Source organism: Paenibacillus sp. J31P190 (genome assembly GCF_059692075.1).
Window position 1 is genome coordinate 284,198 of the sequence record NZ_JCAUAS010000003.1, and the last position, 14,911, is coordinate 299,108.

The window sequence follows — 14,911 nt, forward strand, 5'->3', positions numbered from 1 at the left end:
GATACTCAATCCGTAAATATGATATAGTTTTCTTACAAACATAAATCGGTACGATAAAGGCAAAACCACTGAAAAGTGGCGACGCAAAGCTAAAGGGACTAAAATGGCATTCGTTGAATGTCCAAAATGTCAGCCAGCTACCGCCTCCGTCCGATTCATGTAGAAAGACTAGGAGGGAACAAAAATGATGGAAAAAATTACGGTGGATGGTAAAATGAGCATGGATGTACAGCAATTGATTGATAACTTGCACCTTCCAGAAAACGATCTTTTGAACATGTTCTCCTTTAAGTTTAATAACAACGTTTTAACCCAAGATGAAGCTATTCGGTTTATTCATTTTCTAAGAAGTGAACTGGACAAACGAACTCAATAAAGGAATTATGCACGAAAGCATTCAAAAATACAGTCGGTTGATGTCTAAAGATTTATTTTTTTCAAATAAATATTAATCGCATGATTGTTGATTTCATGGGAAAAACTAAGAAAAGACAACGGGAATCCCGCTGTCTTTTTCTTAGTTTTTGTCATATTTAGAGATTATTTATCCCGGAGCAGTCCGGTGTCATGCTTTCCCAATATTTGCGTTAACTCCTTCAGGAACATATTAATGTCCTTAAACTGTCGGTATACGGAGGCAAAGCGAATGTACGCCACTTCATCGACGGGGTACAGCTGTTCCATGACGATTTCTCCAATGCTTAAACTATCCACTTCAGCATGAGCTGTTGTACGAAGCTGCATTTCCACTTCAGATACCATCATCTCAAGCCTCTCCATCGATACCGGCCGCTTCTCACAAGCTCGAATCAAGCCTCTTAATATCTTCTCTCGACTAAATTCTTCCCTACTTCCATCTTTCTTAATCACGATTAACGGCGTTTCTTCCACCATCTCAAAAGTGGTGAATCTTCTCGCGCACTTCTCACATTCTCGACGACGACGAATCGATTTGTTTTCATTGGCTGAACGTGAATCAAGAACTTTCGTACCGGAATAGTCACAGAACGGACACTTCATTCGCTATCTCTCCTTTCTCTCTTCTCTTCTTTGATCTATTACCATATGTTACATGTCATGAACTTAGGAGATATGCACACAATACTATTACCAAACGACAAGGAGGTGAACAGACATGGGCGCAGGACAAAACCGTAACAGCAATACTTTAGTTGTTCCTCAAGCTAACGCAGCCTTGGATCAGCTAAAATATGAAGTAGCGCAAGAACTTGGTATCGCCATCCCACAAGATGGTTATATGGGTAATATGGCTACTCGTGATGCTGGAGCCATTGGTGGTAACATCACTCGTCGCTTAGTACAAATCGCAGAGCAATCCTTGGCTGGTCAATTCAAGTAATCTTGAATCCTAGCTACTGAAGCTCAAAAACAGGAAGTATTGGACTCTAAGCCCCCAAAAGGAGCTAGTCCAATGCTTCTTTGTTTATGAAGACACGGAATCCTAATCTTTCTTTCCCCATTGCTGAGAATAAAGCTTCGTATATTTCTCGTAATAATAGAGTACCCGCTGTACATAATGACGTGTTTCTCCGAATGGAATTTGATTAATATGCTCTTGCGAACCATCCCAAACGTCATTTTGCTTCCATTTATTCACATTCCCTTGACCTGCATTATAAGCCGCAATCGCATAAATTAAATTACCATTATAATGCTTCTTTAGCCAGCTCAAATACCAAGAACCAAGATTAATATTTACGTCCACTTTTAATAAATCGTTCTGCACATGAGGCCCTAGATTCGTGGATTCTACAATCCACTCTGCCGTGTCAGGCATAAGCTGCATAAGGCCTAATGCCCCTTTGCTTGACTCCAAATGATATTTGTAATTCGTTTCCACCCTAATAATCGCAGCAATTAAAAATGGATCTATATTGTGTTTCGCCGCGCTCTGCCTAATTTCCTGCTCAAAGTAGATCGGGTACAGCTTTCTTCCGATAAAATCGCTATTCATAAAGAGAACTAGAACAAAACAAACAAGAAGCAGGGCAAAAACTCGTTTTTTACGTAAAAAGGTCATGAAAGCCCCTTCCCTAGCCAAAACCGCTCCACTTCAGCGTTAGTTTCTTCCCATGTCCCGCTGTTGTCAATGACAACATCCGCGAATTTACGTTTCTCCTCAATGGACATCTGAGCATCAATGCGATTATTCGCCGCACTTTCCGTCAATCCATCTCGCTGCATAAGCCGCTCCAACTGAACTGGACGTGGCACATAAACAACCATAACCTCTTGAAACATGAAGGATAAATTAGATTCGATTAATAAAGGGACATCGACCACAACAAGCTTGTCTGGAAATTGCCGTTCATAGGCTTCCATCTGTTCACGTATTTGTGCACGAATTGGCGGATGCAGAATACTTTCCAGCTGCTTGCGAGCCTCGGTATTCCCAAAGATAATCTCGCCAAGCTTCTTGCGATGAAGCGAGCCGTCTGCCAGAAGGACGGCTTGTCCAAAATGTGCAGCAACCTGTTCAAGAACAGGGCTGCCGGGCTCGACGACATCGCGGGCTATGGTATCCGCATCTACTAATAGGGCGCCGCGGCTAACCAGCATGGCGCTAACCGTGCTTTTGCCGCAAGCGATTCCTCCTGTTAACCCGATATTCATGGGCAAATCTCTCCTAACGTGCGTCCTACAACATTTTCAAAAGACCCATAATAATGAGTACACATCCCGGAAGTACAGACAGTTTCTTCATCCAATTTATCTCCGCATACCGTAAACCAAACCGCAAACCTAATGCAATAAATGAACCACTTGATATCGAAATGACAGAAGCCGTTAACAGAGGGACGAAACCAATTAATGCTGCGCCAATACCAGCACCGAATGCATCCAAAGATAGCGCCAAACCTAGCAATGTAGCTTCTGATGCAGAAATATTGCCCGATTTGTCAACGTCTGCAATGGAGGGCGTTCGCAAAATTTGAATAACCAGTCCGAAGCGTTTCAGTTCGATATTCAGTATTTCTTTCGTTCGCTGCAAAGTATCAAACGTGAGAATCTCTCCAGAACCAGGATGCTTACCCTCAGATGAAGGAAGAACACCGCTTATCGATGCTTGATCTAAGGATGTGACTCCTCCTCGTTCCTGATGGTCTTGAGACTTCTGTTGTCTTGTTTGTGCCAGTGCCCAGATGCCAATCCCAATCAAGATGAGAGCACCGATACGCTTAGCAACCAAAGGAGACATGAAGGAAGACATCAGTACACCGATCTGCATCGAACTGTAGATAATGATACCAGACCAAAGCGATATAATCCCAATGGATAGGAGCGGAATTCGTATTTTGCGTAATCCATACATCACACCAACGCCGAAGCCGTCCAAAGAAACTGCGAAAGCAAGAATAAGTAGAGAAACTACAGGAAGCATAATACCCCTCCTAAGAGTTTTACCTAGAAACTAGCTTGTAAGCCGTTATCTAGGCTAAGTACTCCATATCATATGGGAAGGGGAGGCTTCACGTGCCTATTTCTCTGACTTCTTTCGGATGACCTTGCGCTTTAACGGTTGACAAGTTGGGCAAATATGCGTTCCTCTACCGCCAACAACGGTTTTGTAGATCTCGCTCCCGCATGTTTTGCAGGGCTCGGACTGTCTGCCATAAATGTTCAATTGATGCTGGAACAAGCCAATTTCGCCTTGTCCATTCACATACGATTTGATGGAGGATCCTCCGACTTCAACCGATTCACTAAGCGTACGAATGATAGCTGAGTGAAGAAGTTCGAGTTCCTTCTTGCTCAGTGACGAGGCTTCGCGTTCTGGATGAATACCAGCCAAGAAAAGGGACTCGTCTACATAAATATTCCCGATGCCCACAATATATTCTTGATTCAGCAGCAGCGGTTTGATCTTCGTCGAACGATGAGCGATCCGGTCACGAAAAGCCTCGAAGGTGAAGCCTTCATCTAAAGGCTCAAGTCCGAGCTTATGCAGCGGTGGCTGCGTGAGCTCTTCGCCTTTGGGGAACAGATGCATCGTTCCAAATTGTCTAACATCCTTATAGCGGAGCTCGCTGCCATCGGTAAAGCGGAACAACACATGGGTGTGAAGCTCCAACGGATCTTCACCGTCATACAGACCGTATCGTCCTTCCATCCGCAGATGCGAAACCATGACGTAATCGGTAAGAATGAAGCGCAGAAATTTCCCTCTGCGTTCTATGGTTTCAACCGTCTGACCTTGCAGCAGAACTTCAAACATATGAATATCGTCCGGCTTTTGGATAATGCGAGGCAGTCTGACCTGAACATGCTCAATCGTTTTTCCGGTGATTAATTGATTCAGCGTACGTCTGACCGTTTCGACTTCAGGTAGTTCAGGCACGGATGTTCACCTCTTTTGTGTAATGATTGGAGCCGATTTGCTGCAGCAGCAGTATGGCGGAACTCCCTTATAAAAACTAGATGCATAAAGCATTGCCAGCTAACTACTCAAAGTAATCAAAATTCAAGCTAATATTCGCCGGTATTGCAGAAACTGGTGATGAAAATCACTTTACAAACCGATCATGACTTACTTAGCATCGTACCAAGTAAGGCCGAAGTCAACATCCGCGCTCAGCGGGACATCCAGCTTAAGCGCTGCAGCCATGACTTCCGGTACTAAGCTGCGCATGGTCTCAAGTTCCTCTTCTGGGACTTCAAAGACGAGCTCATCGTGTACCTGAAGCAGCATGCGGCTCTTGAGTCCGTCTTGTTTCAAACGGTCGGCCATTTGGACCATGGCTAGTTTAATGATATCTGCGGCTGTCCCCTGTATCGGCGTATTCATCGCTGTTCGTTCGGCGAAGGAACGCAGATTAAAGTTCGATGCCGTGATTTCGGGAAGATAGCGGCGGCGCTGCAGCAAGGTCGTGACATAACCGTCCCTGCGAGCATCCTTCACGATCTCATCCATATATTTGCGAACCCCTTGGAAAACAGCAAAATACTGTTCAATGAACTGAGCTGCATCCCTGCGGGTAATGTCTAAGTTCTGGGACAAGCCGTAGTCGCTGATGCCGTAAACGATCCCGAAGTTGACGGCTTTGGCCTGGCGGCGCATGTTCGCGTCGACGGCGCTCTCTTCCACCCCGAAGACATCCATGGCCGTCTTCGTGTGGATGTCCATATTCTGAAGGAACGCTTCCTTCAGATTGTCATCCTGCGAGATGTGCGCAAGCACGCGCAGCTCGATCTGCGAGTAATCCGCAGCAAGAATGTACCATCCAGGCTCGGATGGAACGAATACCTTGCGGATCTTACGGCCTTCCTCCAGACGAATAGGAATATTCTGGAGGTTCGGGAACTGGCTGCTGAGCCGGCCCGTGGCGGCAATCGTCTGCCGGTAATAGGTGTGCACCTTACCGGTCTCCGGCCGCACCTCTTTAAGCAGCCCCTCGACGTACGTCGATTGCAGCTTCGCTAGCGAACGGTAGTTCAAAATCTCCCCTACGACTTCGTGGTAGGGCGCAAGGCGCTCCAGCACCTCGGCATCCGTCGAGTAGCCGGTCTTGGTCTTCTTCCAAGCTGGCAGCCCCAGCTTCTCAAACAAGATCTCGCCAAGCTGCTTTGGCGAGTTGATGTTGAACTCCACGCCGGCGAGTGTGTAGATGCGGGTCATGATCGCATCCAGCTTGCTTGCAAGCTCCACGCCGAACGCTTTAAGCCCTTCGGCATCGAGTGCGATGCCGCGCAGCTCCATCTCCGCGAGCACGCCCGCGAGAGGCAGCTCTAGCTCGTAGAAGAGGCTATGCATCTCGCTCTTCTCCAGCTCTTCGCGCAGCACCGGCACGATGCGCGCAATAGCCATCGCTTTGCGACCCAAGTGGTCGCTAAGCGCAGCAAGCTCAGGCAAGCGAAACTTCGCTCCCTTGCCGAACACTTCCTCGTCGGTCTTAACGCCCGGCAGGCTGTACTTGCCCGTCAAGCCGCTCAAGCTAAGATTCGACTCTGTCGGATCGAGTAAGTAAGCGGCCAACAGAGCATCGAAATCCACACCTCTGAGGTGGATGCCTTGCCAAGCCAGCACCAGCTGGGCACGATGCTGGTCAAAGAGCTGCTTCTTCTTGGAATCATCGCTTAGCCAAGTACGCAGCGGCTCACCCGCTTCGCTCTTCAGCAGCGCTATGGGTACGAAGTAAGATGTATTTGTTTCCCCATCATACGTAAACCAGACAACGCCTACCATCACGGCTTGATGGGGATTTTCCCCTATCGCCTCAACATGGATCGCAGCGTTATCGCCTATTTTGCCAATCAACTCATCCATGTTGTCTTCTGTTACAACAACCGCATCCAAACTCTCGACAACTCGTTCCTCATCGACACTGCTTGGGCCGAAATCCATCTTCTCTAGAAGGGATTTGAATTCCAGCTTGCGGAACATACTGGATAAAGCTTGTCCATCAAAGCCATCGTAACGGAAAACATCCCACTCCGTTTCCATCGGCACTTCGCGGAAAATGGTCGCTAGCTCTTTACTCATGATAGCACTTTGCGCATGCTCCTCGACTTTTTCCTTCATTTTGCCTTTGAGGCTTGATGCATTAGCAAGCACTTCTTCTACGGTTCCAAACTCATGCAGCATCTTGAGTGCCGTTTTTTCCCCAACACCCGGAATGCCTGGGATATTATCCGACGTATCGCCCATCAACCCTTTGAGGTCGATAATTTGCGCAGGCGTGAGGCCGTATTTCTCTTTGATTTCTGCAGGATTATAAAGATCAACTTCGCTAATTCCTTTACGTGTGATCGCAACGGTCACATGCTCGGAAGCCAGCTGCAGCATATCCTTATCTCCAGAAACGAGAAGCACCTTCTCGCCTCTTTCATCAGCTGCCTTGGTCAAGGTTCCAATAATATCGTCAGCCTCATAGCCTGTCAGCTCAAACTGTGGAATCTTGAAAGCTTTAAGCAGCTCTTTGATCAGCGGAAACTGCTCGGAGAGCTCAGACGGCGTTTTGGCACGTCCGCCTTTATATTCGGTATATTCTTTATGTCTAAACGTAATTTTGCCTGCATCAAATGCGACAAGAAAATGGGTAGGTTTTTGTTCCTCAATTAATTTCAACAACATGGTCGTGAAGCCATAGACTGCATTTGTGTGCAGTCCGCTTGAGTTGCTTAGCAGCGGTAAAGCATAAAAGGCTCGAAAAGCAATAGAGTTACCATCAATAATAATAAGCTTATCCATAAGTTCGCACCCCGATTTTTGACATACTTCCTTCATCATAGCATACGAAATTAAAATAAAAAAACGGTTCCGCACATAAACATGTATGGAATCCATTATTCAATGGGCCGGTCTTCAGAAGGAGGTTCTCCATATGAGCCCTTTTTTCTCACCAATACGCAAAAAGGTTATTTTTTTCGATATGAATAATACGATTCTGGATCGCAGACAATGCTTTGATTCGGCTTTCCTTGAAGTCATGAACGACTTTACGGCGAGATGGGATCCGGGCGAAATGCTTTTCACCAGCCAAGAAGCCCTGCAAAGCTATAAGATGGAGTGGAGCCGTCACCGAAAGGCACCGATAAGGAGTCCCATATCCCCTGATGAGCTGCGCCACATTTGTTTACGCAAAGCTCTTCAGCCTATGCCGGTGAACGTCAGTCCTGCTTTTACACGGTCTTTTTTCGAACAGGTAGAAGAACAGGAAGACAACTTCGTTGCCCTCTTTCCCGGCGTTGAAGAAACACTTGAGGCGTTATCACATAACTATAAACTGGCTATTATCAGTAACGGAAATCGGAAAAGGTTGCAGAGCAATTTGGAGAAAATGAAACTCACCAGGTGGTTCGATCAAGATCGGTTGTTTAGTTCAGAGAAGGATGGACCGCGAAAGCCGCACCCAGCTATCTTTGAGAGAGCCCTAAAGACGATGAGCACGGCTTCAAACCAAAGTGTTATGGTTGGAAATTCGTGGCGTAATGATGTGGTGGGGGCCGCGTCAAGCGGTATGGATGCAATCTGGATACATCCGGGAAATATCAAGAAAATATCCGAGCGCCGAATCGGCAAACAGAAGGTCATCATTATCCGTTCTTTTAAACAATTGTTACACACTTTCTAATTCAAAGTTCCTCAGCCAATTTTTTCGAAATAATAAATACTTCCTTGATGTGCTTTGGCTTTCTTTTTGAGTAAGGCGGCTGTTTGGGAAATGTGTTCGAGTGAAATGGGAGATTCGCAGACACAGACGACTAAAGAGAGCGAAAGCGTAACTCCCTCGCTCTTTACCTTATTGCCGCTCCGGTCCCATACATACTCCCACTCCTCATCCTCATAGAACATCTGCACACCTTGTTCAAAGCGGCGAATGATTTCCTGACACAGTTGTTTGGGAGATAAAGTGGCAGAGATCGCGATAAAATCATCGCCTCCCACGTGCCCGACAAAATCATGCGGTGTCCCGCAAACCGCAATGGATTGCTGCATAACATCCGCTGTATATTGAATCAATTGATCCCCTTTTTGAAATCCAAACCGATCATTGAACCATTTGAAGTAATCCAGATCCGCATAAACCACATGAAACGGTTTGTTCTCACTTATCCTCTTGTTCAATTCGCGATTGATTTGCAAATTCCCTGGCAGTCCAGTTAGTGGATTAGCCACACGCGCAGACTCCATTCGTACATTCGTTATACTCTCAAGAATCGTTCTGATGGATGCTACTCCTCCCAACTTGCCATTGTTTGTAACGATGACTAGGTCGTATAAGTGCTTGATTGCGCGTGAGGTAGCCATCTGCGATACTTCCTCAACAGGCATGAACTCGTCCACAATTAGCGGCGATTCATCCATGATGTTGTCAATGGTTCGATTCCAGAACAAGGAGAAGGCGTATTGGCCGGTTAATTGCTGAAATAAGCGGTCTCTCATCATGAGGCCAACCGGCACTTCATCATCCACGATGACAGCACCCACGGCCTCTTGATTTTTTTTGAAGTAATCAGCCACTTCCGAAATCAGTTTTTTCTTGTCAAACACTTTCACAGGAGTTTTCAGGTCGCCAATGCTCCAAGTCATACTGCCTCCTTGTACTTTGCGATGCTGCCAAATCAACATTTTATGGATATCCTGCACCTTCGCGGGAGATTCATTGGGCTTTCCAAGCAAAAAGCCTTGGGCATAATGCACGCCGAGCCGTGTTAATTTGGTTAGTTCATCCGCATGTTCAATGCCTTCAGCAATAAGGGAAATGTTCATTTTATGGGCAAAAGTTACGAACGTTTCAAGGATATACTCTTTTACTTTGTTTTTATGTATATTTTCTATGAGGGAACGATCAATTTTAATAAAATCCGGTTGAAGTTCCGCAATCGCTTGAAGAGAGGAGTATCCCGCACCAGCATCATCTATGGCAATTCGATAACCTTGCTTACGGTAATGCTCCAGAATCTTTTGCGCTAAGGAGAAATCCTCAATCGAACTTCTTTCCGTAATTTCAAAAACGACATTGCTTGGGCGGAGTCCGTATCTCTGTAAAATCTCAAGCGTTTTACCAGGAACAAAACCTGGGTCGTAAAGCACTTGGGATGAAATATTAATAAAAAGCAATTGCTGCGAATGCTCCAAAATGGATCCTTTGATCGCTTGTTCACGAGCAAGCTGCTCAAGCATATAGAGCTCACCTTGCTGCTCTGCGAATTGAAACATGGCCAAAGGTGTATGAAATGGACTATCTTTGGGACCTCGCGTTAACGCTTCATACCCCATTACTTGACCGTCCTGCAGTGAGATGATAGGTTGATAAACGGAATAAATGTACTCTTTATCTATCATATTATAAAATTGTTCCAGCATTTCTGACTGAGCATTCATGTCATCATCCCTTACCTGAATATACTTATTACTCTAGTCTATCAAATCAAATGACTGGCTTTATTATCCATATGTAAAATGTATGTAAAGACTTCAAAGAAAAAAGAGGGAATTCAATCTTTTTCCCGAAAAAGAGAGGGATGGATTGTTAGGTGCGTACAAGCTTGTACAAGCACGGAAAGGATTTGAAATGGAACAACAAGTAAAAATCTTGGCGGTAGATGACCGCTACGAGAACTTGCTGGCTCTGAATAGCATTCTGGCCTCTTCCAACTATGACGTTATTTCTCTGCAATCGGGCGAGGAAGTTCTGAGATATTTATTAAAAGAACCCGCTGATCACATCGCTGTCATCTTGATGGATGTGCAAATGCCTGGACTTAGCGGCTTCGAGACGGCCGAACTGATCAAGCAGCGGAAAGCTTGTCAGGATATTCCCATCATCTTCCTTACGGCTCTAAGCACCTCTATCGAGCATGTGTTGAAGGGCTATCATGTGGGCTCTATTGATTATTTATTCAAACCTATTCACCCTAAAATGCTGCGAATGAAAGTCGATGGCTTCGTTAACATGCACCTCAATCATCAAAAAATTAAATATCAAAGCGAACTGCTGCATAAGCGAACGCTGGATCTCGAAGAGACGAATCGCAAGTTAGCTGAAGCGGAAGAGAAATTAAAGCAGCAAAATTTTCTTTTGGAACAATGGGTGGAAGAGCGAACCTCCGAATTAGTGGATGCTCATGAAAAGCTGATAAAATCACAAGAACATTTCAAGAAAATGTTCATGCTCTCTCCTTCTTTGATGGCCATTCGCCGCCTATCAGACCTCACCTATCTCGAAATCAATGAAAGCTGGAAACAATATACAGGCTACGGCGATGAAATCATTGGAACAACACTAGATCTCTTACGAATTGAAGTTGGTGATTCAAGGGACTTTAATGATGTCATCCATAATTGCAAGGTCAAGTACGAAACCAAGTCCAAGGAAATTCGAACGGCCCTGCTTTCAACGGAAATCATTGATATAGAAAATGAAAGATGCTTGCTCGAAGTTGCCGTCGATATCACGGAAAGCTTGCGATTTGAATCCGAAATGGCTCGTTTAGCTCAACTCAATCTAGTTGGGGAAATGGCCGCCGGTATTGCCCACGAGATTCGCAACCCGATGACGACCATTCGCGGCTTCCTCCAATTATTTCGCGAGAACGATCGTCATATGCAAAAAGAATACATCCCCATCATGCTGGAAGAGTTGGACCGAGCGAACGAAATTATTACCGAATATTTATCCCTAGCCAAAAATAAACAGTCCCACCAAAAGCCTGAAAGCATCAACCGTATTATTGAAATGCTCCTCCCCCTCATCCAAGCAGAAGCCGTCATGTCCGGCAAGCATGTCCATTTCCAATTCAAGGATTGTCCTGTCATTCAACTCGACGATAAAGAAATGCGTCAACTCATATTGAATATGTGTATGAATGGTCTGGAAGCCATGAGCCTCGGTGGTAAGCTGAGAATTGAAACCTATACCGAATTAGAACATGTTGTCCTTCTGATCGCTGATGAAGGTATAGGAATTAATGAGGAACATCTGGAGAAGCTTGGAAGACCTTTCTTCACGACCAAAGATGAAGGTACAGGGCTCGGTTTAGCTATTTGCTACAGCATAGCTGCCAGGCATCACGCTTCGATTGAAGTTCAGTCAAGCGAGAACGGAACAACCTTCCTTATTCGTTTTCCTATTACAGCCACACACACATGAAAAAGGGACGCTCACAAGTCATGATGACTTAGGAGCGTCCCTTTTGGATCTACTTACACATTCAAGTCTTTGCGTTTCCCTGTGACCATATAAATAACACCTTCACCGATATTCGTTGTGTGATCAGCTACACGCTCTAAGAAATGCGCAACAAACAATAAATGGGTCAACTGACGGTTACGATTGTAATCCGAACCCATCATCCCCATCAATTCCTGCATCACCGAGCTGTATAGCTTATCCACACGGTCATCTTTCTCGGCAAGCGATGCAGCCCTATGAACATCGCGCTCCGTATAGGAAAGGAGGCTCTCATGCAGCATCTCAATGGCAATATCGGCCATTTCAGGAATGACTTCCAGCGGCTTAACAAGCTCTTCTCCAGCGAGACGGATCGTAATCTTGGCAATATCTACAGCATGATCAGCAATTCGTTCCAAGTCTGTAGCGATTTTCATAGCCGTTCCAATGATTCGCAGATCACTTGCCATAGGTTGTTGTAATGCAATTAATCGAAGGCAAAGCTCATCGATTGTCGTTAAATAATCATCAATGTGATCATCATTCTTAATGACTTGCCGTGCCATATTCTCATCGAACTTGGCCAACGACTCTACGGAATTAAGAATCAAATCCTTAACTCTTTCCCCCATATCCTGCAATTCACTTTGCAAAACTGACAATGATTGATGAAACCCAGGTCTTGCGTCCATTTTACGTCTCTCCCCTCAGTTGTAGTTAACCGAATCTTCCCGTAATGTAATCTTCGGTACGTTGATCATTCGGATTGGTGAAAATTTTATCCGTCTTGTCCGTTTCCACTAAGTATCCATTGAGGAAGAAGGAGGTCATATCCGAAATCCTTGCCGCCTGCTGCATGTTGTGCGTAACGATAATGATGGTATATTTCTCTTTCAGTGTTTGTGTCAACTCTTCAACTTTGAGCGTTGAGATTGGATCTAACGCTGATGTAGGCTCATCCATAAGAAGTACGTCGGGCTCAACAGCTAGTAAACGGGCGATGCATAAACGCTGCTGTTGTCCACCGGATAGCCCTAGAGCAGATTTATGCAAACGATCCTTTACTTCATCCCACAAAGCTGCTTGTACAAGACTGCGCTCTACGATTTCATCTAGAACCGCTTTCTTCTTAGTTCCATGAATGCGAGGGCCATAGGCAATGTTATCATAGATGCTCATGGGAAATGGATTTGGACGTTGAAATACCATCCCTACGCGCTTACGCAGTGAAACAACATCGGAATCGGAATCATAGATATTGTGACCATCAACGGCAACTTTTCCAGTAATACGTACACTATCAATGAGATCATTCATACGGTTCAAGGTGCGCAGGAAGGTGGATTTCCCACAGCCTGAAGGACCGATCAAAGCGGCAATTGTACCCGTTTCAATGGCTAATTCAATATCGTGGAGAGCATGATTATCTCCGTAAAATAAATTTAATTTGTCCGCTTTAATCTTATGCTTGGTCGCCACGATTTATTTCCCCCCGGAAAGTCTTTTTTGTAAAATTCGGCTTGGAATACTGACAAGCAGGTTAAAGATGAGTACAACGATCAGGAGCAGCGCCGCGCTTCCTTTAGCAATTTCCTTGGCATCTGGAACTAATGCTTCAGCGCCAACGTACCACAGATGAACGGATAGCGTCTCTCCCATCTTCAGCGGATTGAAATCCGGAAAGAAGCGAGAAACCGATAATCCGGCCGTGTAAATGAGAATGGCAGATTCGCCTAACGCGCGTCCTGCAATCAAAGTAATCCCCGTAATTAAGCTTGGCAGCGACGCAGGGATGAGCACTTTGCGAATGGCCTGCCATCTGGTTGAGCCAAGTGCAAGGCTTGCCTCCCAATAAGATTCAGGAACTGTTCGGATAGCCACCTCTGTGACCCTTACCATAACAGGTAAATTAAGCAGGGCGACTGTCGCGGCCCCACCAATAATGGAAAACTTCAGACCTAACAAATTGGCAAATAGTAAGAATCCGAACAAACCAAAAACGATAGAAGGAACAGAAGCCAGGGCTTCAACGGAGATACGTACGAGATCAGTAAACCAATTTTTTTGTGCGTAAATCGCCAAGTATATCCCCGAAAATAAACCGATTGGAATGGATATCACCAGAGATAAGAATAGGACATAGAAGGAGTTAAACAATTGCGGACCTACACCGCCTCCAGCTTTGATCTCCTCAGACTTTCCGAAGATGAAATTCCATGATAAATGTGGAACTCCATCACCTAATATTCGAAATAAAAACCAAGCCAGAATCAATATGATTACAATGCCCGAAGCCCAGAAGTACAACGTGGCCAAACGATCCGTTGTTTTACTTTTCATTTAAGTTCACTCCTTTTGGCTACGATACGGATTATAAGAATTAAGGACAAGGAGATCACGAGTAAAAGAAGCGCCATCAAATAGAGCGCATTATTCCAAGTGCTGCCGTAATTCGTATTCCCCATATCCTTCACAATCGCGGTCGTTAATACCGTGGTTGAGTCAAGGAGTGATTTCGGCATTTGCGGAGAGTTACCAATAACCATGAATACAGCCATAGTTTCCCCGATTGCACGCCCCATGCCAAGAATGATTGCTGTTAGAATACCAGGTCTAGCTGCAGGCAAAAGGACACGCCACATGGTTTGCCAACGTGTTGCTCCTAAAGCCAGTGATGCTTCTTCCAGACGGCTCGGCAATGCGCGGATAGCATCTTCTGAGATCGAGAGAATGGTTGGTAAGATCATAATAGCGAGAATGATGGAAGCTGGTAAAATACCGTAACCAACCCCGCCTGTAATTTTACCAAGTGCAGGAACGATAACCGTCAAGCCGATTAGGCCATAAACAACCGAAGGGATACCTACGAATAGATCCGTCGCAGGACGCATGATTTCACGCATCCATTTCGGCGCAATTTTAGCCATGAATAATGCCCCGGACAAAGCAAGCGGCACTGAAAACACAACCGAGACCAATGTCATGAGCAGCGTGCTGTATAAAAAAGGAAGAGCACCGAATTTATTTTGACCTGGCGTCCAATCCGTTGAAAAGAAAAATTCTAAAGGACTGACTCCTTGGAAAGTCTTAATCCCCTGCATCCCCACAAAAACAATGATAGAAAAAATGATGGCAGACACTAGGGCAGCACTTCCAACAAACACCCACCTCATGATGTTATCTTGTCTATGTTGTCCTTGGGTCCATTTCGTGACGATTGGACGACTTTCGTCTGATTTCGCGTTCGTTAGTTTGTCTGCTACGGAATTCAATGG

Annotated in this window: 15 protein-coding genes and 1 riboswitch; of the genes, 4 read left to right on the top strand and 11 right to left on the bottom strand. The window is 45.3% G+C overall.

Features of this window, described 5'->3' with window-relative positions:
• Nucleotides 1-48 precede the first annotated feature (48 nt).
• A riboswitch (cyclic di-GMP riboswitch) is annotated at nt 49-145 on the top strand.
• Between the two features lie 39 nt (nt 146-184).
• On the top strand, nt 185-376 hold the full coding sequence (locus AC58U0_RS08390) for a hypothetical protein (protein WP_497378540.1): 192 nt from the start codon (nt 185-187) through the stop codon (nt 374-376).
• Nucleotides 377-540: 164 nt separating this feature from the next.
• Here the strand turns inward: AC58U0_RS08390 and nrdR are convergent, their stop codons facing one another.
• Nucleotides 541-1,020: a transcriptional regulator NrdR gene (gene nrdR / locus AC58U0_RS08395; RefSeq protein ID WP_029199331.1), complete on the bottom strand. Its 480-nt coding sequence runs from the start codon at nt 1,018-1,020 to the stop codon at nt 541-543.
• A gap of 115 nt (nt 1,021-1,135) precedes the next feature.
• On the opposite strand from nrdR, the gene AC58U0_RS08400 reads away from it, so the two are divergent.
• Nucleotides 1,136-1,360, top strand: a complete 225-nt coding sequence (locus tag AC58U0_RS08400) for an alpha/beta-type small acid-soluble spore protein (protein WP_029199330.1) — start codon at nt 1,136-1,138, stop codon at nt 1,358-1,360.
• Between the two features lie 102 nt (nt 1,361-1,462).
• On the opposite strand, the gene AC58U0_RS08405 is transcribed toward AC58U0_RS08400, so the two are convergent.
• The 5 genes from AC58U0_RS08405 to polA form a co-directional block, all read right to left on the bottom strand.
• On the bottom strand, nt 1,463-2,041 hold the full coding sequence (locus AC58U0_RS08405) for a lytic transglycosylase domain-containing protein (protein ID WP_497378542.1): 579 nt from the start codon (nt 2,039-2,041) through the stop codon (nt 1,463-1,465).
• The gene (gene coaE, locus AC58U0_RS08410; protein WP_060647772.1) at nt 2,038-2,634 is read right to left on the bottom strand and encodes a dephospho-CoA kinase; all 597 of its coding nucleotides are present in this window, start codon (nt 2,632-2,634) and stop codon (nt 2,038-2,040) included. The genes AC58U0_RS08405 and coaE overlap by 4 nt, the downstream gene beginning before the upstream one ends.
• Before the next feature lie 25 nt (nt 2,635-2,659).
• Entirely contained in the window at nt 2,660-3,403 is a 744-nt protein-coding gene (locus AC58U0_RS08415) for an MntP/YtaF family protein (protein ID WP_497378543.1), read from the bottom strand.
• A gap of 96 nt (nt 3,404-3,499) precedes the next feature.
• Nucleotides 3,500-4,360, bottom strand: coding sequence for a DNA-formamidopyrimidine glycosylase (gene mutM / locus AC58U0_RS08420; RefSeq protein ID WP_497378544.1), 861 nt, complete (start codon nt 4,358-4,360; stop codon nt 3,500-3,502).
• A 189-nt stretch (nt 4,361-4,549) separates the two neighbouring features.
• The gene (gene polA / locus AC58U0_RS08425; RefSeq protein ID WP_060647782.1) at nt 4,550-7,210 is read right to left on the bottom strand and encodes a DNA polymerase I; all 2,661 of its coding nucleotides are present in this window, start codon (nt 7,208-7,210) and stop codon (nt 4,550-4,552) included.
• A gap of 133 nt (nt 7,211-7,343) precedes the next feature.
• Here polA and AC58U0_RS08430 point away from each other — a divergent pair, with 133 nt between their 5' ends.
• Complete coding sequence (locus AC58U0_RS08430) at nt 7,344-8,093, top strand: HAD family hydrolase (RefSeq protein ID WP_060647770.1); 750 nt, start codon at nt 7,344-7,346, stop codon at nt 8,091-8,093.
• A gap of 11 nt (nt 8,094-8,104) precedes the next feature.
• On the opposite strand, the gene AC58U0_RS08435 is transcribed toward AC58U0_RS08430, so the two are convergent.
• The gene (locus AC58U0_RS08435; RefSeq protein WP_497378546.1) at nt 8,105-9,847 is read right to left on the bottom strand and encodes a GGDEF domain-containing protein; all 1,743 of its coding nucleotides are present in this window, start codon (nt 9,845-9,847) and stop codon (nt 8,105-8,107) included.
• 190 nt (nt 9,848-10,037) lie between these two features.
• Here AC58U0_RS08435 and AC58U0_RS08440 point away from each other — a divergent pair, with 190 nt between their 5' ends.
• The gene (locus tag AC58U0_RS08440; RefSeq protein WP_497378548.1) at nt 10,038-11,615 is read left to right on the top strand and encodes a response regulator; all 1,578 of its coding nucleotides are present in this window, start codon (nt 10,038-10,040) and stop codon (nt 11,613-11,615) included.
• Between the two features lie 53 nt (nt 11,616-11,668).
• Here AC58U0_RS08440 and phoU read toward each other — a convergent pair whose 3' ends face one another.
• Genes phoU through pstC form a run of 4 tightly spaced genes read right to left on the bottom strand, consistent with a single transcriptional unit; the run spans nt 11,669 to nt 14,908 of the window.
• Nucleotides 11,669-12,328 (bottom strand): phosphate signaling complex protein PhoU, encoded by a 660-nt coding sequence (phoU, locus tag AC58U0_RS08445; RefSeq protein WP_057307420.1) that lies wholly within the window; start codon nt 12,326-12,328, stop codon nt 11,669-11,671.
• A gap of 25 nt (nt 12,329-12,353) precedes the next feature.
• On the bottom strand, nt 12,354-13,118 hold the full coding sequence (gene pstB / locus AC58U0_RS08450; protein ID WP_156390264.1) for a phosphate ABC transporter ATP-binding protein PstB: 765 nt from the start codon (nt 13,116-13,118) through the stop codon (nt 12,354-12,356).
• On the bottom strand, nt 13,119-13,976 hold the full coding sequence (pstA, locus tag AC58U0_RS08455; protein WP_057307418.1) for a phosphate ABC transporter permease PstA: 858 nt from the start codon (nt 13,974-13,976) through the stop codon (nt 13,119-13,121). It abuts the gene before it with no gap.
• On the bottom strand, nt 13,973-14,908 hold the full coding sequence (pstC, locus tag AC58U0_RS08460) for a phosphate ABC transporter permease subunit PstC (protein WP_057307417.1): 936 nt from the start codon (nt 14,906-14,908) through the stop codon (nt 13,973-13,975). Before pstC ends, pstA begins: the two co-directional genes overlap by 4 nt.
• Nucleotides 14,909-14,911 lie beyond the last annotated feature (3 nt).